Origin of the sequence: Halobium salinum, assembly GCF_026586625.1 — an archaeon.
GTDB classification, from domain to species: Archaea; Halobacteriota; Halobacteria; order Halobacteriales; family Haloferacaceae; genus Halobium; species Halobium salinum.
Genome location: NZ_JAODIW010000004.1, coordinates 1 through 21623 on the forward strand (window position 1 = coordinate 1; position 21623 = coordinate 21623).

Annotated in this window: 23 protein-coding genes; 12 read left to right on the top strand and 11 right to left on the bottom strand. The window is 69.2% G+C overall.

Annotated features, from left to right (window positions below; translation table 11 throughout):
* The first annotated feature begins 470 nt into the window (after positions 1-470).
* From N5095_RS00050 to N5095_RS00060, 3 genes are all read left to right on the top strand, one after another.
* The gene (locus tag N5095_RS00050) at positions 471-1475 is read left to right on the top strand and encodes an RsmB/NOP family class I SAM-dependent RNA methyltransferase (RefSeq protein WP_267619764.1); all 1005 of its coding nucleotides are present in this window, start codon (positions 471-473) and stop codon (positions 1473-1475) included.
* Positions 1472-2029 (top strand): DUF7122 family protein, encoded by a 558-nt coding sequence (locus N5095_RS00055; RefSeq protein ID WP_267619765.1) that lies wholly within the window; start codon positions 1472-1474, stop codon positions 2027-2029. The genes N5095_RS00050 and N5095_RS00055 overlap by 4 nt, the downstream gene beginning before the upstream one ends.
* Before the next feature lie 720 nt (positions 2030-2749).
* Positions 2750-2995: a hypothetical protein gene (locus N5095_RS00060; RefSeq protein WP_267619767.1), complete on the top strand. Its 246-nt coding sequence runs from the start codon at positions 2750-2752 to the stop codon at positions 2993-2995.
* 102 nt (positions 2996-3097) lie between these two features.
* Here the strand turns inward: N5095_RS00060 and N5095_RS00065 are convergent, their stop codons facing one another.
* Complete coding sequence (locus N5095_RS00065; protein ID WP_267619768.1) at positions 3098-4729, bottom strand: DUF790 family protein; 1632 nt, start codon at positions 4727-4729, stop codon at positions 3098-3100.
* Positions 4730-4906: 177 nt separating this feature from the next.
* On the opposite strand from N5095_RS00065, the gene N5095_RS00070 reads away from it, so the two are divergent.
* Positions 4907-5302: a transcriptional initiation protein Tat gene (locus N5095_RS00070; RefSeq protein WP_267619769.1), complete on the top strand. Its 396-nt coding sequence runs from the start codon at positions 4907-4909 to the stop codon at positions 5300-5302.
* A 22-nt stretch (positions 5303-5324) separates the two neighbouring features.
* On the opposite strand, the gene N5095_RS00075 is transcribed toward N5095_RS00070, so the two are convergent.
* Positions 5325-6839: a right-handed parallel beta-helix repeat-containing protein gene (locus tag N5095_RS00075; protein WP_267619770.1), complete on the bottom strand. Its 1515-nt coding sequence runs from the start codon at positions 6837-6839 to the stop codon at positions 5325-5327.
* A 160-nt stretch (positions 6840-6999) separates the two neighbouring features.
* Complete coding sequence (locus tag N5095_RS00080; protein ID WP_267619771.1) at positions 7000-8352, bottom strand: DEAD/DEAH box helicase; 1353 nt, start codon at positions 8350-8352, stop codon at positions 7000-7002.
* 104 nt (positions 8353-8456) lie between these two features.
* Here N5095_RS00080 and N5095_RS00085 point away from each other — a divergent pair, with 104 nt between their 5' ends.
* A complete protein-coding gene (locus tag N5095_RS00085) occupies positions 8457-8624 on the top strand; it encodes a hypothetical protein (protein WP_267619772.1) in 168 nt (55 codons plus the stop codon).
* A 26-nt stretch (positions 8625-8650) separates the two neighbouring features.
* Here the strand turns inward: N5095_RS00085 and N5095_RS00090 are convergent, their stop codons facing one another.
* The 4 genes from N5095_RS00090 to N5095_RS00105 all read right to left on the bottom strand — a co-directional run bounded on the left by N5095_RS00090 (position 8651) and on the right by N5095_RS00105 (position 12275).
* A complete protein-coding gene (locus N5095_RS00090; protein WP_267619773.1) occupies positions 8651-9280 on the bottom strand; it encodes a conditioned medium-induced protein 4 in 630 nt (209 codons plus the stop codon).
* Between the two features lie 219 nt (positions 9281-9499).
* On the bottom strand, positions 9500-10318 hold the full coding sequence (locus N5095_RS00095; RefSeq protein WP_267619774.1) for an ABC transporter ATP-binding protein: 819 nt from the start codon (positions 10316-10318) through the stop codon (positions 9500-9502).
* Positions 10306-11214: an ABC transporter permease gene (locus N5095_RS00100; RefSeq protein WP_267619775.1), complete on the bottom strand. Its 909-nt coding sequence runs from the start codon at positions 11212-11214 to the stop codon at positions 10306-10308. Before N5095_RS00100 ends, N5095_RS00095 begins: the two co-directional genes overlap by 13 nt.
* The gene (locus tag N5095_RS00105; protein WP_267619777.1) at positions 11211-12275 is read right to left on the bottom strand and encodes an ABC transporter substrate-binding protein; all 1065 of its coding nucleotides are present in this window, start codon (positions 12273-12275) and stop codon (positions 11211-11213) included. The genes N5095_RS00100 and N5095_RS00105 overlap by 4 nt, the downstream gene beginning before the upstream one ends.
* Before the next feature lie 245 nt (positions 12276-12520).
* Between N5095_RS00105 and N5095_RS00110 the strand changes: the two genes are divergently transcribed.
* The gene (locus tag N5095_RS00110) at positions 12521-13642 is read left to right on the top strand and encodes a pyridoxal phosphate-dependent aminotransferase (protein ID WP_267619778.1); all 1122 of its coding nucleotides are present in this window, start codon (positions 12521-12523) and stop codon (positions 13640-13642) included.
* Positions 13643-13730: 88 nt separating this feature from the next.
* Positions 13731-14330 carry an NADPH-dependent FMN reductase gene (locus tag N5095_RS00115; protein ID WP_267619779.1) on the top strand — a complete coding sequence of 200 codons (600 nt, stop codon included), beginning with the start codon at positions 13731-13733 and terminating at the stop codon, positions 14328-14330.
* A 539-nt stretch (positions 14331-14869) separates the two neighbouring features.
* On the opposite strand, the gene N5095_RS00120 is transcribed toward N5095_RS00115, so the two are convergent.
* Both N5095_RS00120 and N5095_RS00125 read right to left on the bottom strand, forming a co-directional pair.
* On the bottom strand, positions 14870-15052 hold the full coding sequence (locus N5095_RS00120; protein ID WP_267619780.1) for a hypothetical protein: 183 nt from the start codon (positions 15050-15052) through the stop codon (positions 14870-14872).
* 54 nt (positions 15053-15106) lie between these two features.
* The gene (locus N5095_RS00125) at positions 15107-16291 is read right to left on the bottom strand and encodes a redox-regulated ATPase YchF (protein ID WP_267619781.1); all 1185 of its coding nucleotides are present in this window, start codon (positions 16289-16291) and stop codon (positions 15107-15109) included.
* Positions 16292-16730: 439 nt separating this feature from the next.
* Here N5095_RS00125 and N5095_RS00130 point away from each other — a divergent pair, with 439 nt between their 5' ends.
* A complete protein-coding gene (locus tag N5095_RS00130; RefSeq protein ID WP_267619782.1) occupies positions 16731-17378 on the top strand; it encodes a helix-turn-helix domain-containing protein in 648 nt (215 codons plus the stop codon).
* A 79-nt stretch (positions 17379-17457) separates the two neighbouring features.
* Here the strand turns inward: N5095_RS00130 and N5095_RS00135 are convergent, their stop codons facing one another.
* Positions 17458-18288, bottom strand: a complete 831-nt coding sequence (locus N5095_RS00135) for a DUF4097 family beta strand repeat-containing protein (protein WP_267619783.1) — start codon at positions 18286-18288, stop codon at positions 17458-17460.
* A 67-nt stretch (positions 18289-18355) separates the two neighbouring features.
* Positions 18356-19210 carry a polymer-forming cytoskeletal protein gene (locus tag N5095_RS00140; protein ID WP_267619784.1) on the bottom strand — a complete coding sequence of 285 codons (855 nt, stop codon included), beginning with the start codon at positions 19208-19210 and terminating at the stop codon, positions 18356-18358.
* A gap of 243 nt (positions 19211-19453) precedes the next feature.
* On the opposite strand from N5095_RS00140, the gene N5095_RS00145 reads away from it, so the two are divergent.
* From N5095_RS00145 to N5095_RS00160, 4 genes are read left to right on the top strand one after another with little or no spacing between them, the layout of a single operon-like run.
* The gene (locus N5095_RS00145) at positions 19454-19654 is read left to right on the top strand and encodes a DUF5800 family protein (RefSeq protein ID WP_267619785.1); all 201 of its coding nucleotides are present in this window, start codon (positions 19454-19456) and stop codon (positions 19652-19654) included.
* A 55-nt stretch (positions 19655-19709) separates the two neighbouring features.
* The gene (locus N5095_RS00150) at positions 19710-20327 is read left to right on the top strand and encodes a hypothetical protein (protein ID WP_267619786.1); all 618 of its coding nucleotides are present in this window, start codon (positions 19710-19712) and stop codon (positions 20325-20327) included.
* Positions 20327-20935, top strand: a complete 609-nt coding sequence (locus tag N5095_RS00155; protein WP_267619787.1) for a hypothetical protein — start codon at positions 20327-20329, stop codon at positions 20933-20935. The genes N5095_RS00150 and N5095_RS00155 overlap by 1 nt, the downstream gene beginning before the upstream one ends.
* Positions 20935-21534, top strand: coding sequence for a hypothetical protein (locus N5095_RS00160; RefSeq protein ID WP_267619788.1), 600 nt, complete (start codon positions 20935-20937; stop codon positions 21532-21534). The genes N5095_RS00155 and N5095_RS00160 overlap by 1 nt, the downstream gene beginning before the upstream one ends.
* Positions 21535-21623: the final 89 nt, after the last annotated feature.

Consider the following 21623-nt stretch of genomic DNA (forward strand, 5'->3'; position numbering starts at 1 on the left):
GCTGATTTCTGGCATAGAGCACCAAGAAATCACGTCGCCTCACTTTTCACGCTTAACTAAACACGACCCAGCGCGGAGAGGCCACACCGACAGTCGGCGCCGTTACAACGGCGACGGATGCCGAGCCTCGGTAGAATCACGCCGGACGCGTCACGGCTCGCTCCTCGCCGAGGCCGGGACCGTAGCGGGGAGCGGGTTGTCGCGGCGACCGACGGCCTCGGCCGGGAAATCTCTCGTTGCAGTCGATAAACCCGACACAACAGTCGCGGAGTTCATTACCTCCGGGGTCTTCACCCGAGTGTGCGACGGCCCCCTTCGTCGCACGGTCGCCCGGCGACCCCCCCAATTCCCCTATCGGCGCCCTGCCATGCGGCGCCACGTCCCGGGCGATACCCCCTACGCCGTTTTCCCGATTCGTTCTCCGGAGCGCTTCGAAACCGACAAGCGACGGGGCCGGGAACTGGTTGGCAATGGACCCACTTGAGCGGTACGCGCCGCTCGTCGACGACGAGACGGCGTTCCGCGACGCCTGTGAGCGCCCGCTTCCGTACGTCGTCCGCGTCAACACTATCAAGTCGAGCGTCGAGCGCGCGACGAGGGCGCTCGACGACGAGGGCATCGCGTACGAACGGGCCGACTGGCACCCCGGTCTCCTCCGACTCGCCGAGGGGAGCATCGGAGCCACGTGGCCGTACTTCCACGGCTGGCTCCACGGCCAGGAGGAGGTGTCGGCGTTCCCCGCGGCGGTGCTCGACCCCCAACCCGGCGAGCGCGTCTGGGACGCCTGTGCCGCTCCGGGGAGCAAGACCACCCAGATGGCCGCGCTGATGGAGGACCGCGGCGTGCTCGTCGGCAACGACAACAACCTCGGCCGGCTCTCCGCGCTGCGCTCGAACGCGGAGCGTCTCGGCGTGACGAACCTCGCCGTCACCAACCAGGACGCGCGGAACTTCTCGCTCAAGCCGTTCGGGTCGGAGGCGGTCGAGCGCGGCGAGGTCGAGTCCGCCGACTCCCCCGCCTTCGCCGCCTTCGACCGCGCGCTCGTCGACGCCCCCTGCTCCTGTGAGGGCACGATTCGAAAGAACCCGGACGCCTTCGACGACTGGTCGCTCGGTCACGTCGAGAGCATCGCCGGCATCCAGAAGGGCATCCTCCGACGCGCCGTGCAGGCCACCCGCCCCGGCGGCGTCGTCGTCTACTCCACCTGTACGTTCGCCCCCGAGGAGAACGAGGCCGTTCTCGACCACGTGCTCGACGCCGAGGACTGCCACCTCGCCGAGTTCGACACCGACCTCGACACCGTCCCCGGCGTCACCGAGTGGGAGGACGACGAGTACGACCCGCAGGTGACGAAAGCCCACCGCGTCTACCCGCATCTCAACGACACGGGCGGGTTCTTCTGTGCGAAACTGGTCGTCGGCGACGGCGATTCGGAAGCCGACGAGTCGGCCGCGGAGACGGAGGTGGCGGCGTGAGCGACCCCACGGCGAACGGGGACGGGCCGAGCGACGACCCGCCCGAGAACGTCGGCCAGCGCTTCGACCGGCTCCCCGAGACGGCCGAAGACCGCGTCGTCCCCGGGCGCGCCTCCCGCGAGGAGGTCGTCGACTGGTGGGAGACGCGCTTCGGCGTCCCGCCGGAGGCGTTCGACGGCGTCACGCTGTGGGAGAAGGGCGCCGGGAAGATTTGGGCCTTCGGCGGCGATGCGGTCGACCCCCTCGACGTGGAGGGGCTCGGGATGACCCTCCTTCGGACCAGACAGGAACACTGGAAGCCGACGACGAACGCCGTCCAGCGGTTCTGTACGGAGGCCACGAGGAACGTCGTCGACCTCGACGACGAGGCCGCCGCTCGCTTCGCCGCCGGCGAGGACCAGAAGCTCGAATCGTGGGACGGCGACTGGGGCTACCTCGTCGCCGCCCACGAGATAGCCGGCGAGCGCGAGCCCATCGGCGTCGGGCTCTACCTCCACGGCGAACTCCGTTCGACGGTGCCGAAGGGTCGTCGCGAGCGGATGTCGCCGCTGTAGCGGCGCACAGGGGTTCAGTCGACCGGCCGTCCAGCGACCGACCGTCCGAGCGACTGACCGGTTATGCTCCGCCCTACAGCACTCCAGACACCGATTGTGCAAGCGGGCACGGACCCGTCGCCCGCGAACGTTCAGTCCTCCTGACTGATAGGTTTGAACGGCGGTACTCGGAAATATCCTATTCATTCCGAAACGACCGACGCGATTGATAATCGCGCACCGCCACGGAACCCACGTCCATCGCACGACACCGGGCGTGGTGTGACCCGTCTGGTGGTGTGTCAGCGGCGCGTGGGAGAACCGGGGTCGGTGCGGTGGACAGACGGGGGACCGGTCTGCGCCGGCCGGTGTCCCAGCGGACCCCGTTCGGGTCCGTCCGACGCGCTCCGACGACCGACGCGGCTCGTCCTCCCGACGACACGACTCACGCCGACCAGCGGGAGCGCGTCGTGACCGACGGGGGCCGCCGTAGTCGGGTAACTGGAGGGCGAAAGCGACGTACCGGGTCGAGCAACCGCCTCGGAACTCCGGAGCCCCTCGTGGGCCGTAGCGACCTCCCCCGGCCGGTCAGCGCCGAGTGGACCGGGGGTGCGACGGGACCGGCGAGTAGAGTCCGGAATCACACTCGGCGAGTCGAACCGGGTGGTCAGGGGACGAGCCGCGTCAGCGTTCTGCACGGCGGCCGCCACGTTTTCCTCCGCAGCCGGCGTTCGGGTGGGTATGGGACTGTTCAAGAAGCTCGGATTGAAGAAGATTCTCAGCTCGAAACGAACCAAACAGCTGAGCGCGCTGTCGATGCTCGCACAGGCCGGCAACGAGTTCCGCAAGGGGAACGTCAAGCTGGCCGTTCTCTACGTCGCCGGCGCCGCGGTCTCCTACAAGAACAGCACGGTCGGCTTCGCGATGCAGGCCGCCCTGCGCGCCTTCGGTAAGGGCGGCAAAGGGAAGAGCAAGTCCCCCTTCTGACGGGGACGGGCGAGAACGACTGACGGGCTGCGAATGGGGCAGAACGACCGACCGACTGCGGACGATTTTTCGGCTGTGTGACCAGGGGGCCGGAGGCGACAGCTACGACTCGGTCGCCCCGTGGCCGGCGTCCTCGACGCCGTCGGCGTCTTCTCCGCCCCCGCAGTCCCCGGCGTCGGCCCCCTTCCGCCGAACGGTCCCGCCGGCCAACCCCTCCCACTCGACCCGGTAGTCGAGCCACGAGAGCGCCGCGCTCGTGTCGTCGACTCCGTACCCTTCGAGCACCGCCTCGGCCTCGCTCAGGGACTGCCCCGGCGCTATCTCGCCGCGCAGTCGGTCGAGCACCGCCGGCCTGACGAGCGTCCGGCCGACGCGCTCGTGCTCGGGGAACGACTTGTCCGCGACCACCTCGGCGCTCACGCCGTAGTCGGCCGCGAGGTCGTCCAGCGCCACCACGTCGGCCTCGGGGACGAGCGCGTCGGGGAGGTCGCCGGCGGCGTCGGCGACGAGGTCCTCCTCGTACCGTCGGAGGGCGTCGACTACGTCCTTCACTCGAACGGAACCGGTGTAGGGGATGGCGCGGTGGTCCCGGGCCTCCACCTCCTCGCCGACGCCGAGGCTGTCGTCGACCGCGACGAGCAACTCGACGTCCTCGACGCCCGCGAGTTGGGAGAGCTTCTTCTCGACGTACTCCGGCGTCCAGAACCCCATAATCTCGAAGTAGACGCGGAAGTCCGAATGGCGGTAGTCGAACGCGAAGTCCGGAATCATCACGCGAGCGCCGCCGTCGACCGCGAGCGGGTCCGGCTCCCGGACGAGATTCCAGTCGAGGTCCAGTCCCGAGAACCGGGCGGCGAAGTCGCGCTCGACCCCGCTGTCGTAGGTGGGCTCGGCGACCGGCTCGACTCCCGGCACCGACACCTCGCCGTCGGAGAGTACCAACTCGCGCTCGGTGCCGCGGTCGTCGACCGTCGCCCGAAGCTCCCACGAGTCGCTCTTCGCCACCGTCCGGAGGAGCCGGGCGAAGCCGGTGCCGTAGCGTCGCGTCCGGCGGAACAGCGCGTCGGGGCCGGTGACGACGACCTCGCGGGTGCCGGGGGGGTCGTCGGGTGAGGCGCCGTTTTCGGAGACGGCTTCCGCGTCGACCCGCCGAACCTCGTACATCAATCGTAACCGTTTGACCGCCGAGACGACCGCCTTCGGGTCCGAGCTTCGAACCCTGACCTCGACGGCGTCGAACAGCGCGGTCTGGGCGAGCGAGAGGTTGTACTGCGTCAGCAGCGCGTCCGGCTCCCATCGAGGGTCGAACGCGGAGAGCACCTGTCGGGACTCCCGGTCGGCGTACAGCGAGCGCTCGACGGCGTCGGGCTCGACCGCGAGGCGGTTCGCCGCGGCCGCGAGCGCCTCCGTTCGCTCCGCCTCGCTCGCGACGCCCACCTCCTCGGCACACTCGAAGGCGACGCGGCGAGCACGCTCGGGTGGCAGGGGGGAACGCGTCTCCCACGTCGTCTCCCGGTCGAGCAGCGAGGCGAACCCGCGAACGAGTTTGAACTCCGTGTCCGGTTCGGCCTCCAACTCCTCCAGCGCGGCCTCCAGGTCCGCACGGACCTCACCCATGTGGCCCTGGAACGTCCCGACGACGCGGGCGGCGAGCGGGCGGTCGGCCTCGTCGACGAACTGCGGCCGGTAGCCGCCGCCACGGCGCGAGACGCGCAGGAGGTCCTTCGTCAGCACGGCCGGAGGTTGCCGGGGGTCGGGTAAAAGCCCGCCGACGTGGCCGGGCAGGGGCCGAGGGCGGTCTGCGCGGGTTACCCCGGTCTCCGTGGACTACGTCGGTTCACGCCGACCCACTACGAACCCACGCCGGCCTGGAGGGGAACCTTCATGCGCCTCGCCCGGAACGGGTCGTGCGTGAAGCGACGTGCGTTCCTGTCGGTCGCCGTCGGCGCCGCCTCTGCGGGCTGTATGGCCGGTCTGCCCGGACCGACGGGACCGCGAAACCCGCCGAACGAGCCCGCGAACGACCCGCGGGAGGAACCCGACCGGCGTCCGCTGGTCGTCGAGAGCTTTCGGTTCGCCGATGCCGGCGACGGGAATCTCCTCGCGACCGTCGTGGTGCGAAACCGGAGCGACCAGACGCGCTCGGCGACGGTAGTCGGGACCGTCGAGGTCGACGGCGACCGGTCGGTCGAGACCGCGGAGGGCGTCGAAGTGCCGGCCGGAGGCCAGGTCGCGGTCGATTTGACGTACGACGTGCCCTACGAGGAGTTCGACCGAAACGGGTCGTTCCAGCCGCGGCTGGAGTGAGCAAAAAGGCGGCGGAGCGGTTCTACGTCGAGGTACTGTTCGGGTCGTCGTTCGCGAGCGGGGCGACGACGCCGTTGGGGTCGTCGACGGTGGCGGTCACCGTGTTCGCCTCGGTGTCGAGGACGTAATCGTCACAGACGACGGTCCACTCGCCGGTCGCCTCGTCGTAGCGGTAGACGTTGAGCGACTTCTCGTTGCGGTTCGCCTCCTCCAGCGCCGCCTCGTCGTAGTGGAACGTGACGGTCAGAGACTCGTTCTCGCCGAACGCGGTCGTGTTCAGACCCTCGCCGAAGGCGGCCTGTCCCGCCGGCGGTTCGGGGAGGTCGGCTACCGGGGCGACGCCCACGTCGCCCGCGACGAACGAGACGCGTCCGGAGTCGGTCTCGGCGTTTCGGACGGTCGTCTCGGAGCTGTTGAAGCCCGCGTACACGTACTCCACGTCGGACGCTGTGGTGTTCACCACGGTGTTGTTCGTCGCGTTCTCGGCCAGGATGCCGGCGGACGCGCGCGTCGTGAACGGGTACACTTTCGCGGGCGCCGGGCCGGTCTCGGAGACGTCGTTGTCGACGACGAGGGTGTCGTCGGTGTTTCCGAGAGCGATGCCGCCGAACGTGTTGTTCGTGGCGTCGTTGTCGACGACGAGGTTCTCACGGGAGTTCGTCCGGGGGACCGCGGGCTCGACGTCGTCGATGGGCTCCCCGACGGTGCTGTTGTTCAGGGGGAACCCCTCGACCAACACCCCGATGTAACGGTTGTTCGACGCGATGTTGTTCGTGACGGTCGTGTTCGTCGTCCCGAACGCCATCACGCCGAACAGGTTCTCGGTCGCGGTATTGTTCGCGACGGTCGAACCGTTCGAGAGGAACAGCGCCGCGCCGAACACGCTGTTGTTTCGCAGCGTGTTGTCGGCGATGGTGTTGTTCGCGTTCGGGACGCCGGCCCGGGAGTCCACGATGACGCCGAGGATGAGGTTCTCCATCGACGTGGAATCGGTTACGGACACGTCACTCGAGTTGTCGTAGATGATCCCGCCGCCGTTGTCGTAGGCGGTGATTCCGGAGGTCGACCCGCCGGAGACGTTCTCCGAGAGCACGCCGTGGTACCAGTTCGAGACGGTGACGTTCGAGACCGAGACGTTCGAGACGCGCTCGTCCGCCCGGACGTTGACGCCGACACCGACGCGGTCACGCGGCGGCGGCCCGGCGGTCGATTCGTTGATCTCCTCGCGGGAGAGGTTGCCGGCGACGACGTGGCCGTTTCCGTCGAACGTCACGTCACTCGACCGAATGTCGATACAGATTCCCTCGGAACTGTCGGTGATGTCCTCGGTGAGGACGTACGTGCCGGGTTGGTCGATGACGGTACACGAGCTGAGCTCGGTCGCGCCGGCCGCCCCGTCGCCGTCGTTCGCGGCCGTCACCGTGCCGACGAGTGGCACGACGACGCCCGAGAGGGGGGCTAAGACGAGCAGCAGCGCTACCGAGAGCGTGAAATGCTTGCTGGGGTACATTGTTCCGGGCACCGGGTGTGTGCCCATCGGTGGCACTTCACCCCGGTACCTAACTGTGTTTGCCAGCCGAAACGACAGTCAGCGGGTGATTAGCTTCAATCCGAGGTTTCCACGCCGTATACAACGCCCGAGCCGTCGGATTCGACGTTCGGGCTCGCCGTCGGGGCTCCGGTGTCGAGACGGTGACTCACCGCCGGCGGTCCGCCACCCGCTCCTCCGCCGTCTCGGCGCTGACGAGTTCGTACAGCAGCGCGCGACCCGTCGGCGACTCCGAGTTCCCCTCCTTCGGGCGGAGCACGCGCCCGAGACGCTGGGTGAACTCCCGTTCGCTCCCGCTGCCCGAGAGGACGACCGCGACGTTGGCGTCCGGCACGTCGACTCCCTCGTCGAGGACGTTGGCGGCGACCACGCGGGAGTATCGGCCCTCGCGGAAGCGCGAGAGAATCTCACGACGCTCTTTGGCGCCGGTCTCGCTCGTGATGGCTGGGAGGAGGAACCGTTCGGAGAGGCGGTAGACGAGGTCGGTGTGGGCCGTGAACACGATGACGCGGTCGCCGCGGTGGCGGTCGAGGATGCGCGCCAACTCCTCGACTTTCCGGTCCGCGTTCATCATGACGTCGCGGGCGCGCTGTTTGGCGAGCAGCGCCTCCCGTGCGCGCGGGTCGCTCCCCGAGCGCATCACGAGCTTCTGGTAGTCCGAGCCGGAGGTGAGCGAGAGCCCCGACGACCGGAGGTAGTCGACGAACGTCCCCTGTGCCTCCTCGTAGCGCTCGCGCTCCTCGTCGGTGAGTTCGACCTCGACGCGCTTGATGTCGTAGGCGGCGAGGTGTTCGCCGGCGAGGTCGTCGACGCTCGCTCGGTAGGCGACGGAGCCGACGAGCTCCTCCACGACCTCGTGGGCGCCGTCCGGGCGCTCGAACGTCGCCGTGAGTCCGAGCCGGAACGGCGCGGCGAGCAGTCGCGCCACGTCCCGGTACCCCTCCCCGCCGAGGTGGTGGACCTCGTCGAAGACGACGAAGCCGAAGTCGTCGCCGACGTCCTCGGCCTTCAGGTAGGCCGAGTCGTACGTCGAGACGGTGACCGCCTCCGCGCGCTGTTCGCCGCCGCCGAACCGGCCGACCGGCACGCCGAACTCGGCCTCCAACTCCCGTGCCCACTGGTCGAGCAGGTCGACCGTCGGGACGACGACGAGCGTCGGGACCCCCAGTTCGACCATCGCGGCGATGGCGACGACGGTCTTGCCGCTACCGGTCGGGAGTTCGAGGACCCCTCGCTTGCCGGCATCACGCCAGGCGTCGAGGGCGTCTCGCTGGTACGCCCGGAGGTCGTAGTCGGTCGTGAGGTCGAGGTCGGGGAGGTCGAGAACGCGGTCCTCGAAGCCGCCGGCGCGCTGGGAGAGCAGGTCCCGGAGGGCGGCGTAGCGGTACGCCGGCGCCCGAGCGACGCCGCTCCGTGGGTCCTCTTCGACGAGGGGAATCCCGGACGCGTCGCCGTCGACCCGGAGCGTGCCGTTCTCGTAGCTGAGCGTGACCGCGGACACGCCGCTCGCTACGTGACGGCCGGTAAAAACGGGGCGGGTTTCGGGAGCCGTGGAACCCGTACACGGCGACAAGCGTTTAGTGAGCCCGAGTCGGAGCGTCGATTATGAGCGACACCAGCGACGCCGACGACCTCGAAGCGGCGGTCGGAGCGTTCCTCAGCGACGCGGAGGAGGTGCTGGGCGAGTACAACCAGGGGTACATGGACGCCGACGCGGCGCTCTCGATGCTCGTCGACCACATGGAGGAGTTGGAGGACGCCTACGACGGGTAGCTCGAGGGGACGGAGCCGGTGTTCGGTCAGTACTTCACCGCGTCGAACACCCGGCGGTCGCCCGCGAGGTTCGCACGGAGCGCGTCGTCGAGGTCCGACGTGGCGAGCACCGACTCGAAGTCCGTCTGGAAGCGGTGGTTGACGCTGACGGCCTCGCGGGCGGTGTCGAGCACCCGGCGGTAGCGCCGGACCGCCGACACGTCGGCGCCGAGGTCCTGAGCGACCGTCGCGTCGTCCGCACCGGCCTCGAAGCGCTCGCGGAGGGCGTCCGCGTCGGCGCCGGCGGGCGGGGTCGCGTCCTCGTCGCGGAGGAGGTGGAGGTCGATGCGGGCGGCGACGACCGTGTCGGGGTCGGTGTCGAGCGTCTCGGCGAGCGCCGCGTCCGAGCGGTCGGCGTAGAAGCCGCGGACGACGCGAACGAGGGTCGCGTCGTCGAGGTCGGTGGTGAACGCGTACCGCTCGCGCATCCGGGTGACGACGGCCGCGAGGTCGTCGTCGACTTCGCTCTCGGAGGGGATGCGGCCGCGGCGGGCCTGCTGGCGCTCGACGAAGGTGGGCGTCGCGTCGCCGGTGACGGCCGTGAAGATGCGGCGGAGGCGCTCGGTGCGCTCGGCGGTCCGTTCGTCGGTCTTTTCGGAGGAGGTTCGGGTGGCCATGGTGGTTCGTGAATCGACCCTGAAGGTCGTGACTCCGGGCTGGGACGCAAACAGCGGGCTCGTCGCCGGCTGCCGACCCGGTAGGGCCGACTGCCCGTCGATTCGAGAACGTCCCACGTCAGGAGAGTTTCGTCGGTTACTCTAAGCACGCTGAGGATATAGCCTGCGCGGTGGACGGACGGGAGAGGGATGACGTTGAACCGGTGTCGACGCCGGGTTCTACTCCCCGATGAGCGCGCGAATCCGTTCGACGTGCTCGGCGAACGCCGCGTCGGTGCGCTCGCGAGGCCGGTCGAGGTCGACCGACACGACCTCGCGGACCTGCCCGGGGTTCGCCGCCATGACGACGACGCGGTCGGCGAGGGTCACCGCCTCCTCCACGTCGTGGGTGACGAAGAGGACCGTCTTCCCCGTCGCGCCCCAGATGTCGAGTAGCTCCCCGTGGAGCATGTCTCGGGTCTGGGCGTCGACGCTCCCGAACGGCTCGTCCATCAGGAGGATGTCGGGGTCGACCGCGAGCGCCCGGGCGATGCCGACGCGCTGTTTCATCCCGCCGGAGAGCTCTTTGGGGTAGGCGTCGGCGAACTCGGTTAGCCCGACGAGGTCGAGCATCTCGCGGACGCGCGCCCGGCGCTCCTCCCCGCCGAGCCCCTGCTGTTCCAGTCCGAAGGCGACGTTCTCTGCGACGGTGCGCCACGGGAACAACCCGTACTCCTGAAACACCATCCCGCGGTCGGTGCCGGGGCCGTCGACGCGCTCGCCGCTCAGTCGGACCTCCCCGCTCGTGGGGGATTCGAGCCCCGCGATGGTGCGAAACAGCGTGGTCTTCCCACAGCCGGAGGGGCCGACGATGCAGACGAACTCCCCCTCGTCGACGGCGAAGTCGACGCCGGAGAGCGCCTGGACCGTCTGGCGGTCGGAATCGTAGCGTTTCCCGAGGTCGGCGACGCGGACCGCGGCGGTGTCGGAGGTACCGGAGGTGTCGGAGGCGGTGTCGGCGGTCGACCCCTCCTCCCGTACGTCGTTCACGCCCGCCATTCGAGCGCCCTCCGTTCGACCCGCCGGAACAGCCCGTCGCTCACGAGGAACACGGCGCTGATGACGAGCATGTACGCCACCGAGACGTCCATCGCGAGGTTCTGGGCCGCGTTGATTATCTGGAAGCCGATGCCCGGCGCACCGAACAGCTCGGCGGCGACGACGATCATCCAGCACTGGCCGATGCTCGTGCGGATGCCCGTCAGGATGGAGGGCGACGCCGCCGGCAGGACGACCTTTCGCACCATCGTGAGGTCGTCGTCGACGCCGAGGCTCGCGGCGACCTCCTTGAGGTCCGTCGGGACCCCCTCGACGCCGCTGTAGGCGTTGTAGAAGTTGATCCAGAACGCCCCGATGCCGACGATGAACGCCGCGCCGGAGTGGTTGACGCCGAGCCAGATGATGGCGAAGGCTATCCACGCGAGCGGCGGAATCGGCCGCAGGACGCGCGTGACCGGCGTCAGCGCCGCGTCGAGCGCCCGGCTCCACCCCATCGCGACGCCGACTGCGACGCCGAGGACGCTCCCGACCAGCAGGCCGGGGACGTAGTGATACAGGCTCTCGACCAGTTTGACGAGCATCCGGGTGGCACCGAGTTCGACCCCCAGAACGGGGAGGGTGAACGTCGCCGGCGCGGTGAGTTCGGTGACGAACGCGCCCGCGACAGCGACCGGCGAGGGGAGGAGGATGCCTCCGACGGCGGCGGCCGCGAGGTGCCAGACGACGAGGAATCCTGCGGTGCCGAGCACCCCCAGTCCGAGTCGTCGTAGCGCCCCTTCGCCGCCCGTCTCCGCCTCGGTGTCACCCCCGCCGAGGAGTCGGCCGAGGAGCCCCGACTCGCCGTCGGTCCCGGCGGTCAGCCCGCCGACGCCGACGGTGCCGTCCTTCTCGCTCATAGGGAGTCCCAGACCCCGTAGTCGAACAGCTCCTCGACGGTGAGTTCCTGTTCGGTCTTCCTCGCCTGCTGGGCGTAGTCGGCGAAGATTTTCGCGCCCGACTCGATCTCGTGCGGGTTCGAGATGAACGCCGAGGCCCGGGAGTCCATCGCCCTCCGTGCCGTCTCGACGGGGAGGGCCTCCTCGCCGATGACCGTCGAGGCGTGCTGTGCCGCCGTCTCGGGGTTCTCGTTCACGAACCGCGTGGCTCGGCGGTGCTGGCGGACGAACTCGGTGGCGACCTCGCGGTTCTCCTCCCGCAACCGGTCGTGCATCAGCGTCACCGCCGCCGGCTGGCCAGGCATGAAGTCGCCGGCCCAGGCGATGGACTGGAACGGCGCCCCCCGCGCCTCGACGATGGTCGGCACCGGCTCCATGATGCTCGTGCCGTCTATCTTCCCCGAGAGGAGCGCCTGCCGAACCGGTCCGGCGCCCGCCAGCGCGGTGATCTCCACGTCGTTCTCGGGGTCGACGCCGACCTCCTGTTCGAGCCAGTAGCGAAGCAGGATGTCGGGGACCGAGCCGGGTGGGAACGTGCCGAACTTGAACTTCCGACCCGTCTGCTCTTCGAACTTCGCGAACGCCTCGTTGCCGTGTTCCTCCCACATCGCCGCGAACTCGTCGGTCGCGAGAATCTGCATCGCGTCCCTGATGTTCGCGGCGGTGATGGACGAGGGGATGCCCTTGTCCATCACGATCATCGCCGGGACGATGCCGAACATCATCACGTCGAAATCACCCTTCGCGGAGGCCTGGACGATGCTCGGACCGTCCGAGAAGACCTTCCCGGACACGTCGGGTCCGAGTTCGTCGAAGTACCCCTCCTCCTGCATGACGAAGTACTGCATGTCGGGGTAGATGGGCATGTACGCGACGCGAATCTCGTCGAGGCCGCCGCCTCCACCTCCCCCGCCGAGACTGCTGAGACAGCCCGAGAGCCCGGCGACACCGACGGCACCTGCGCCCGCGAGGAACGACCGCCGCGACGGGCGGCTCGAACCCTTCGAATCGTAGTCGGTCATCGCCCTCCGTACGCGTTCGTCCCTTAGTCGGCCTTCGTCACCGGTAACGGTCATTGGTAGCTGTCGGGGGCGTCCGGAGGGACAAACTGCGCGCGTTGGAGTACGTACCGCGTGTATTCGAGCGAATATCGGCGGAGAAGCCCGACGAGGACGTCGCAGGAAGCGGCGAGTAGTGCCGGATGGTGGCCGCGACTTGCAGGAACGACTAGGCAAGAACTATTCCGGCGGGCCTCCCGCGAGTAGTCATGACGGAGTTCTCGGAGCGAGTGGAGCAGGTGTCCATCAGCGGCATCCGCGAGGTGTTCGAGGCGGCCGGCGAAGACGCCATCAACCTCGGGCTCGGTCAGCCCGACTTCCCGACCCCGCGACACGCCCGCGAGGCCGCAGTCGAGGCCATCGAGTCGGGCGCCGCCGACGGCTACACCTCCAACAAGGGGACTTACGAACTGCGCGAGGCGCTATCGGCGAAGTACGGCCGCGACTACGACCTCGACCTCGACCCCGAGCAGTTCATCGCCACGGCGGGCGGGAGCGAGGCGCTCCACATCGCGATGGAGGCCCACGTCGACCACGGTCAGGAGGTCGTCTTCCCCGACCCCGGGTTCGTCGCCTACGACGCCCTCACCCGACTGGCGGGCGGCGACCCGAAGCCGGTCCCACTCCGCGAAGACCTCACCCTCGACCCCGCGGCCGTCGAGGAGGCCATCACCGACGACACCGCCGCGTTCGTCGTCAACTCGCCCGGCAACCCGACCGGCGCCGTCTCGTCCGAGGAGGACGTCCGAGAGTTCGCCCGCATCGCCGACGAGCACGACGTGCTCTGTATCTCCGACGAGGTGTACGAACACATCGTCTTCGAGGGCGAACACCGCTCGCCGATGGAGTTCGCCGACTCTGACAACGTCGTCGTCGTCGGCGCCTGCTCGAAGAGCTACTCCATGACCGGGTGGCGACTCGGCTGGATTACGGGCGCGACGAGGCGAATCGAGCGCATGCTTCGGGTCCACCAGTACGTGCAGGCGTGCGCGTCGGCTCCGGCGCAGTACGCCGCCGAGGCGGCCATCTCGGGCGACCAGACCGTCGTCGACGAGATGGTCCAGACGTTCCGCGAGCGCCGCGACCTGCTCCTCTCCGGCCTCGACGACATCGGCATCGAGGTGCCGACCCCCCACGGCGCCTTCTACGCGATGCCGAAGGTGCCCGAGGGGTTCGTCGACGAGTGTATCGAGCGCGGCGTCGTCGTCGTCCCCGGCGAGGCGTTCGGCGAGCACGGCGCCGGCTACGCTCGCATCTCCTACGCGACGGCGACCGAGGAGATAGAGGAGGCACTCGAAATCATGGCCGAGGCGTACGACGCGGTGCAGTAAGGAGTATTCTCGGCACTCTTCTCGGAATACCAACAATAATCGGCTTCAGAGAGACGTTTAGTGGGGACTCACCGAACGTGAGGACGAGATGGACCCTCCACACGAAGTCCACGTCGCCGCCATCTGTGGCAGCCTCCGCGACGACAGCAGGACCAGAACCGCCCTCCGCGTCGCCCTGGACGCGGCCGAAGCCGCCGGCGCCGAGACGACGCTCGTCGACCTCCGTGAGTACGACCTCCCACCCATCGACGCCGACGACGGCGACGCCGGGGACGCGCCGGCGCTTCGCCAGGCGGTCGCCGAGGCCGACGCCGTCCTCCTCGGCACGCCGAACTACCACGGGTCGTTCTCGGCGCCGCTGAAGAACGCCCTCGACTACTGCGGTCGCGACGAGTTCGGGGGGACGACGGTCGGCCTGCTCGAAGTCGCCGGCGGGAGCTTCCCGACGCGACCGCTCGAACACCTCCGCACCGTCTGCCGGACGCTGAACGCGTGGACTCTCCCACACGAGGTCGGGATGCCGAACTCCGCTTCGACCGTTCGCGACGGCGAAATCGTCGACGACCGGGTCGCCGCTCGGGTGGCGGAGTTGGGCGAGACAGCCGTCCGCTACGCCGGCGTCGACCGGTATCCCGAACTCGTTGCCGGTGCCGACGAGGGCGCCCTCGAACCGACGGTCGGGGACTGACGCGACCCGACGCCGTGACACGGTCGAACAGGTCACCGAGTTCGCCCTCAGCGAGCCGTCAACACTCCCGGCGACGTGTCGGCCGCCATGCACACCGTCCTGTCCGACGACGACGCGCGGGCCGCCCTCGACTGACCGACGGCCGTCGCGGCCGACCGCGACTCGACGGTCGAACTCGACGAACTCGACGAACTCGTGACGGACCGGGAGCGAGGCCGTCGCGGGGACGAGGACCTCACCTCGTTCTGCTCGGTCGGGCTTGCGGATACCGAGGTCGTACCGATCGACGAGGCGCTCCGGCGGTACTCGGAGTAGGTCCGGGTCCGCGTCGGTTCGGAGTCGGTAGCCCGTTACGTCTCCGCGTAGCGAGGCGGACGTGCACGAACGCGCGGCCGTCGTGGCGCCACAGGGACGCCACGGCCGCGGCCGTATCGAGTTAGTCGTCCGGAGCGTGACTCACTGGCTCTCGAAGGGCTGTAGTTCGCTACACCACCGCGTCAGCGGGGCGAGCACGGATACACCCGTGCTCGCCGTGGCGCTCAGTCGTCCGCGATTGCCGGCTCGTCCCCCATCTCCACGTCCTCGTTGATGAGGGCGACGAGGCTGTTGTACGGGACGAACGCGATGAGGTCGTCGTTCTCGCTGTAGAGGTCGACGCCGTGCTCGCCGTGATTGAAGTCGTCGCACTCGATGATGCCGTCGCGGATGATGGCTCGGAGCATGTGAGACGGTACCGTCTCGATGAAGTTCAACCTCGCGGCTCCTCGAGGGAGTCCCTACTTCGCGGTGCTGACGATTTTGATGACGTCACCCTCTTCGAGCTCCTGCTCGTCGGAGATGCGCCGGTTCTCGCGGGCGTCGACCGCGTGGAGGTAGCCGTCGCCGATGTCCGAGTGGACCGCGTAGGCGAGGTCTCGCGGCGTCGACCCGCGCGGGAGGAGGAACGCGTCGGGGAGGACGTTCCCCTGTCCGTCCGTCCACTTCGACTCGTTCTGGACCGGGAACGCGGTGAGGTGGTCGAGCAGGCCGTAGACGGCCTCGTCGAGGGCGTCCTGCACGCCGGTGCCGCCGTACTCGGTCATCACCTCGCGAATCTTTTCGAGGCCCTGCTCCTGACTCCCACTCAGGTCGCCGAGAATCTCGAAGTCCTCGTCGCCGGGGTCGTAGTCGACGACGCCCGCCTCGACCCCTTTCCGGAGCGCGAGTTCGCCGTCGGCGGTGGCGGGGACGACCGTCTTGCCCGTCTCCTCGCGCAGTCGCTCGACCGTGCCGTCGGGCGCGGCGTCGACCTTGTTGGCGACGAGGACGATGGGTTTCGTCCGGGCGCGGAGTTCGCGGGCGAGGCGTTCGCGGTCCTCGTCGGTCCACTGGATGGGGTCTTCCGGGTACTCTACCTCGCGGAGGACGGCGGCCACGTCGTACTCGCTCGCCCCGAACCCCGTCAGGAGGTCGGTGAGCGCGTCGTCGAGGTCGAAGTCGGGCGAGCGTGACTTCCGCTGGACGGACTCCCAGTTCCGGGCGACGATGCCGGCGAGCCACTGGTTCATCTCCTCCTCGATGAAGGTGACCTCGTCGACGGGGTCGTAGCTCCCGGGTTCGACGGGTTCGCCCTCCTCGTTGGTCGCGCCGGAGGCGTCGACGACGTGGAGGATGGCGTCGGCGTTCGACAGTTCGTCGAGGAACTGGTTGCCGAGACCGCGGCCCTCGTGCGCGCCGGGGACGAGGCCGGCCACGTCGTACAGTTCGACCGGGACGTAACGCTTCCCGTCGTGGCAGTGTTCGTCGCCACAGCGCTCCTCGCGGTCGAGGCAGGGACAGCGCGTGCGAGCGTGTGTGACGCCGCGGTTGGCGTCGATGGTCGTGAACGGGTAGTTCGCGATGTCGACGTCGGCGAGGGTCGCCGCCTTGTAGAAGGTGGACTTGCCCGCGTTGGGTTTGCCCGCGAGAGCGATCGAGAGCATAGCACACCGTTTCGGCGTGTGGGAAAACACCCTTTCGGTCGGACGAGAGACGACCGGGCCCCGTCGGTCGGGGGTGGCCAGGTCGGACGTAGTCGAGTCGAATCGGTCCGGTTCGAGTCGAGCGGACCCGACCCGGAGAACGCTTCGGAAGGGCCGGAGCGTCGGTCGCGGGAGTGGGGGAGGTCGACCGACGCCGCGGCGAGTCCCGACGCCGGCCGGTGTCAGGGGGCTGACACACCACGTGTCGGGCGGCACCGCGGGAGCGGTGCGCCGAGTTTTGGCATTCCGGGGGCGCCAATCGCCCGTCACTACGGGCGACTCTCCTACGTCGTCGCCGATGCTCAACGTGTGGCGGGAGTACTCACGCCGTTCAAGTGCGCCGGCCGAAGGATGGATAGTTGGCCGCTACGTACCGTCCGGCGAACTGGAGGCTCATCGCGTGTTACTGGCCGAATTCACGCTCGACCACCCGATTCTGCGCGAGACGCTTCGCTCCCGCCCCGGTCTCCGGGTCGTCTGGGAGCGCTCCGACACCAGCGGCGAACGCCGCGTCGTCCTCTGTTGGGTCGAAGGCGACGACTTCGACGGGCTCGACGCGGCGCTCGAAGCCGACCCGACCGTCGCCGACCCGACCGTCCTCACCGAGGTGGGCGGACGCCGGCTGTATCGGTTCGACCTCGCGGACGAGGGGCACCAGAAGAGCGTCTACCCCGTCATGGTCGAGGAGAGCGGCGTCATCCGCTCGCTGACCGCGGACGCCTCCGGCTGGCACTTCCGCGTCGAGTTCCCCACCCGGGTGGCGTTCGACCGCTTCAGAGAGGTCTGTCGGGAGTACGACCTCGACATCTCGTTGGGGCGCATCCTCGCGGAGACCCCGGCCGAGCGCGACGCGGCGTTCGGCCTCACCGCCCCACAACGCGAGGCGTTGCGGGCCGCCGTCGACACCGGCTACCTCAGCATCCCGCGCGAGGCGAGCCTCGCTGAGCTCGGGGACGCGCTCGACATCTCACAGAACGCCGCCTCCGAGCGGTTCCGGCGGGGGGTCGAGACGCTCGTGCAGAATACCGTCATCGACGGCGAGAGCTGAGGGACGGCCGGCGTCGACCGGCCGGAGGCCGCCGCCTCACCGTCCGCGGCCGGCCTCGTCTCTATCGGCCCCGACCTCGCTACTCCGACGCGTCCTCAACCGTGACGGAGCCCACGTCGGTGCGGACCCCGAGTTCGTGGCCGCCGTCGCCGACCGTGCCGGCGACGCGCTGGCCGCCGACGCCCCGAGCGGAGCCGCCCAAGGGACCGGCGTCGACGCTTCCGACCGACGAGGTAGCGACGACCTCCGCGTCGAGGGTGGGTCCCAGGCGGACGACCACTCGCCCGTTCGTGGTCTCGACGAGCGCGTCGCCGCGAATCGACCGAATCTCGGCGTCGACGGAGCCGTTGCTCGTCGTCACGCGGTCGACGCCGGTGGTCCCGGCGAGCTTGACGGCCCCGTTGCCGGTCTCGACGCTTGGGTACCCCTCGACGTCTCGGAGGTCGACACGGCCGTTCTTCGTCCGGACCACTACGTCCCCGGTGACGTCCGCCACGTCGACGCGACCGTTCTCTGTCTCGACCGTGGTGAGAGCGGTCCCTCGCGGGAGGGCTACGTCGAGGTCGACCGCGACGTCGCGAACGCCGGGTGGATGCTCGACGCGCAGGGCGAGGGAGTCGCCGTCGTCGCCGGGGGCGTCGCCAGCGCCGGCCGCGGCTCCGGAGCCCGCTTCGGCGACGACCTCGATTCGGTCGAGGTCCGCCTCCTCGCGGGCGTGCTTCGTCACGTCGACGCGGAGGTCGTCGCGGTCCTCGCCACGGACGTGGATGCGGCCGTTCCGTGTCGCGAGCGACAGCGCGGCGAGGGCGTCGAACGACAGGCGCTCCTCGCGGGTGTGTCGGTAGCTCTCCTCCATCGCGGTCTCGGCGAGGGCGGTGACGGTCGTCGTGAACCGGTCGAGCAGACTCATGGAGCGTGAGTCGCCGTCTCGGCGCATAAGCGCTCGCCGAACGGAGTTTCTGTTCGAGTTCTGAGGGTTACTCGGCGTCGCGGCCGCCCTCGCGGACGAGGCGCATCTCGCCCTTGGCGCGCATCGTCCCGTCGACGGTCGCGCCCTCGTGGATTTCGAGGTCGGCGCACGACACGTCGCCGAGGACGCGGGCACCCTCGGCCACGGTGACGGTGCCGCCGCGGGTCGTCACGTCCCCGTGGACGCGCGTCCCGCTGCCGACGAACACGTCGCCGCGGGCGCGGAGTGAGCCGAACAGGTTGTTGTCCTCGCCCATCTCGATTTCGGCAGCGCGGATGTTGCCGTGGAGCCGGCAGCCGTCGCCGACGCTAGCGGGGGTGGAGACGCGCCAGGCGTCGTCGGAGACGCTCGCGGAACGGGGGATGACGAGCGGCGGGTGGTCCGGCTCCCCGCCGTCGGCGAGCGCCCCGGCGAGTTCGTCGGCGGCGTCCTGTTCGCCGAGGCGGAGGAGTTGGGAGAGGACGACGAAGTAGAACACGAGCGTGGGGACGGGGTTGCGGATGACGATCCAGCCGTTGGCCTCGAACCCCTCCTCGATGTCGACGTCGTCGCCGATGTCGAGGTCGCCGGAGACCATCAGGCGGCCGGCGACGTGGACGCGTTCGCCGAGGTAGGCGTCACAGCCGACGAGGACGTTGCCGTCGACCGAACACCAGGTGTCGAGGCGGCAGTCGCCCTCGGCCTCGATGTCGCCGCCGAAGTCGACCCGCTCGCCCGCGATGACGTTGTTGCCGCGGACCCCGAACTCGACGGTGGACTGGCCGCCGACGATGACGTCCCCGTCGGTGACGAGGTCGTGCTCCTCGACCGTCGTCCCGTCGGGGATGCGTAACGCGTCGAGGGGGTCCTGCCCGAGAGACACACCTCACGCCTACCCCTCTTCCCTAATAAACTGAACGGGTGATTGACGGTCTGTCCGGGTCGTCGGCGCCCGAGCGTCAGACGAACGCACGACGGCCGGCTGTGCCACCTCCGGCGCCCGGCATCGTCACCCCGCGACGGGAGACTTTTATCCGACCACGGGCTACGACCGGCCATGACCGCACTCTCCTTCGACGACTATGATTGTACGACTCGCAACCATTGCGGTCTTGACCGATAACCAATGTCAACTACACTGAAGTTCGACGACAAGGGCTGTGACGTGGTGTACGAGGGGACGGAGTTCCGACTGGAGAAGGAACTCATCGAGGAGGCGACACAGAAGAACTATCCGGACGTGACCGACCACGACGTGCTGAAGATGGTCGAGAAGCAGCCGTCGCTGTCGGGTGAACCCCGACGTATCGGCGACATCCTGGCGTAGACGGGACGGTCGGCGGCTGCGTCAACTATTTGACCCGACGCCGCGAGCAGCCGATATGCGCCGCCGCGCCCTCCTCCAGGCAGGTGCCCTGAGCGCCGCCCTCGCCTCCGCCGGCTGTCTCGCGTCCGTCCAGCAGTCCGTCAACGGCCGCGTCTACTTCGACTACGGCCACTCGGACATCCATCGTGCCGACGAGCCGTACGTTCGGGGTGGGCTGGACGACGAGAGCGACGCGTGGACCGCGGGTCGACTGTTCACCGAGCCACCGACGGACCCGGTGTTCACCGACCGCGTCGACGCCGACGAGGAGGGTGGCTTCGTCGACGACGTTCGCGACGTCGACTACGACCGCCGGTTCGTCCTCCTCTTCGAGGCCCGGATGACGGCAGACGACCCGTACCGCGTGGGTCCGGGGCCGGTCCTGGGGGCGGAACCACGCTGGACCGGTTGGCGTGAACTGACCCTCCCGCTCGAATACCAACCGGAGGACTCGCTCGGGTCCGACCTCGCGGACGCCAAGCAGTTGGTCTGTACGCTGGTCGTCCACTTCGTGACCCACCCCGAGGAGGAGCCGCTCCGGACGAAACCCGAGTCGGCGACCGTCGAACTGTACGACGACGAGGGGAGTCGGCGCGGCGGGACAGTGACGGTGACGGCCGGGGAGTCGTCCTGATGCGTCGCCGTCGACTCCTCCACGCGGGCGCCCTGAGCGCCACCCTCGCCACCGCCGGCTGTGTCGGCTCGGTCCAGCGAGCCATCTCGGGGAGCGTCTTCCCCCGCTACAGCCACAATTCCCTCCACCGCGCCGACGAACCGGTCGTCCGCGGCGGACTGGACGCGGACAGCGACGCGTGGACTGCGGGTCGACTGGTCACCGAACCGCCCACCGACCCAGTGTTCGTCGACGACGACGGCGAGGACGGGGGTTTCACCGCCGACTTCGAAGGGGTGGACTTCGAGCGGGAGTTCGCCCTCGCCTTCGAGGTTCGGTCGACGCCCGACGACCCGTACCGGGTCTTGGCGGGGGCGGCCAGCTCGGCGGACCCGCGGTGGACCGGCTGGTCCGAACTCACGCTCCCGCTCCAGTACTACGCCGACGACTCGCTCGAAGCCGGCCTCGCCGACGCCGACGAGTTGGTCTGCACGCTGTTCGCACAGTACGAGACTCGCCCCGAGGAGCGACCGCTTCGCGTGAAGCCGACTCGAGCGACCGTCGAACTGTACGACGAGGAAGGGGGGAGACGCGGCGGGACGACGACGGTGACTGCGGGGGACGACTGATGCGTCGGCGCCGACTGCTTCGGACCGGCGCCCTCGGTGCCGTCGTCGGCGCCGCCGGCTGTGTCGGGTCGGTCACCGACGCCGTCGCCGACGACGTTCGGTTCACATCCGCGCTCTCGACGCTCCACGCCGTCTCCGACCCGTGGGTCCGCGGCGGCTTTGGGGACGGCGGTATCGGGAACTTCCGCGGCGAGTTGTTCACCGAGACGCCGGAGGAGCGTCCGTTCGTCGGCGGACGGTACGGTCGTCGTGACGCGACCAGTCACGTACTCGGCGCCGACTACGAGCGCGAGTTCGTCCTCCTCCACGAAGTGTTGATTCGCCGGAGTGACCCGTTCCGTGTCGACCCGACCGCCCGGGACCGTGACCCGACGTGGGCTGACCGGCGCGAACTGGTGCTCCCGCTCTCGAAGGACCCCGTCGACCCGGAGCACCTCGCCTTCGACCTGCGGGACGAGGAGGAACTGGTCTGCACCACGGTCGTGACGTACGCCGTCGGTGAGGGCGACGAGCCGATGCGGGTGACGCCCGAGTCGGCGCTGGTTCACCTCTACGGCTACGGAACACACCCGAACGGCCGGTCCATCGTGGTGGAGTAACCGCGACTGAATCCCTGACCACGCTTCGACCGCGGCCCGACACCCGCGACTGCAACACCACCGTTTTCATAAGCGCACGGCAGGTGAGT

Coding starts and splice junctions, on each gene's coding strand:
- N5095_RS00050 (WP_267619764.1), top strand. CDS start 471: ATGGACCCACTTGAGCGGTACGCGCCGCTCGTCGACGACGAGACGGCG.
- N5095_RS00060 (WP_267619767.1), top strand. CDS start 2,750: ATGGGACTGTTCAAGAAGCTCGGATTGAAGAAGATTCTCAGCTCGAAA.
- N5095_RS00075 (WP_267619770.1), bottom strand. CDS start 6,839: ATGGGCACACACCCGGTGCCCGGAACAATGTACCCCAGCAAGCATTTC.
- N5095_RS00085 (WP_267619772.1), top strand. CDS start 8,457: ATGAGCGACACCAGCGACGCCGACGACCTCGAAGCGGCGGTCGGAGCG.
- N5095_RS00090 (WP_267619773.1), bottom strand. CDS start 9,280: ATGGCCACCCGAACCTCCTCCGAAAAGACCGACGAACGGACCGCCGAG.
- N5095_RS00095 (WP_267619774.1), bottom strand. CDS start 10,318: ATGGCGGGCGTGAACGACGTACGGGAGGAGGGGTCGACCGCCGACACC.
- N5095_RS00100 (WP_267619775.1), bottom strand. CDS start 11,214: ATGAGCGAGAAGGACGGCACCGTCGGCGTCGGCGGGCTGACCGCCGGG.
- N5095_RS00105 (WP_267619777.1), bottom strand. CDS start 12,275: ATGACCGACTACGATTCGAAGGGTTCGAGCCGCCCGTCGCGGCGGTCG.
- N5095_RS00110 (WP_267619778.1), top strand. CDS start 12,521: ATGACGGAGTTCTCGGAGCGAGTGGAGCAGGTGTCCATCAGCGGCATC.
- N5095_RS00115 (WP_267619779.1), top strand. CDS start 13,731: ATGGACCCTCCACACGAAGTCCACGTCGCCGCCATCTGTGGCAGCCTC.
- N5095_RS00120 (WP_267619780.1), bottom strand. CDS start 15,052: ATGCTCCGAGCCATCATCCGCGACGGCATCATCGAGTGCGACGACTTC.
- N5095_RS00125 (WP_267619781.1), bottom strand. CDS start 16,291: ATGCTCTCGATCGCTCTCGCGGGCAAACCCAACGCGGGCAAGTCCACC.
- N5095_RS00135 (WP_267619783.1), bottom strand. CDS start 18,288: ATGAGTCTGCTCGACCGGTTCACGACGACCGTCACCGCCCTCGCCGAG.
- N5095_RS00145 (WP_267619785.1), top strand. CDS start 19,454: ATGTCAACTACACTGAAGTTCGACGACAAGGGCTGTGACGTGGTGTAC.
- N5095_RS00150 (WP_267619786.1), top strand. CDS start 19,710: ATGCGCCGCCGCGCCCTCCTCCAGGCAGGTGCCCTGAGCGCCGCCCTC.
- N5095_RS00155 (WP_267619787.1), top strand. CDS start 20,327: ATGCGTCGCCGTCGACTCCTCCACGCGGGCGCCCTGAGCGCCACCCTC.
- N5095_RS00160 (WP_267619788.1), top strand. CDS start 20,935: ATGCGTCGGCGCCGACTGCTTCGGACCGGCGCCCTCGGTGCCGTCGTC.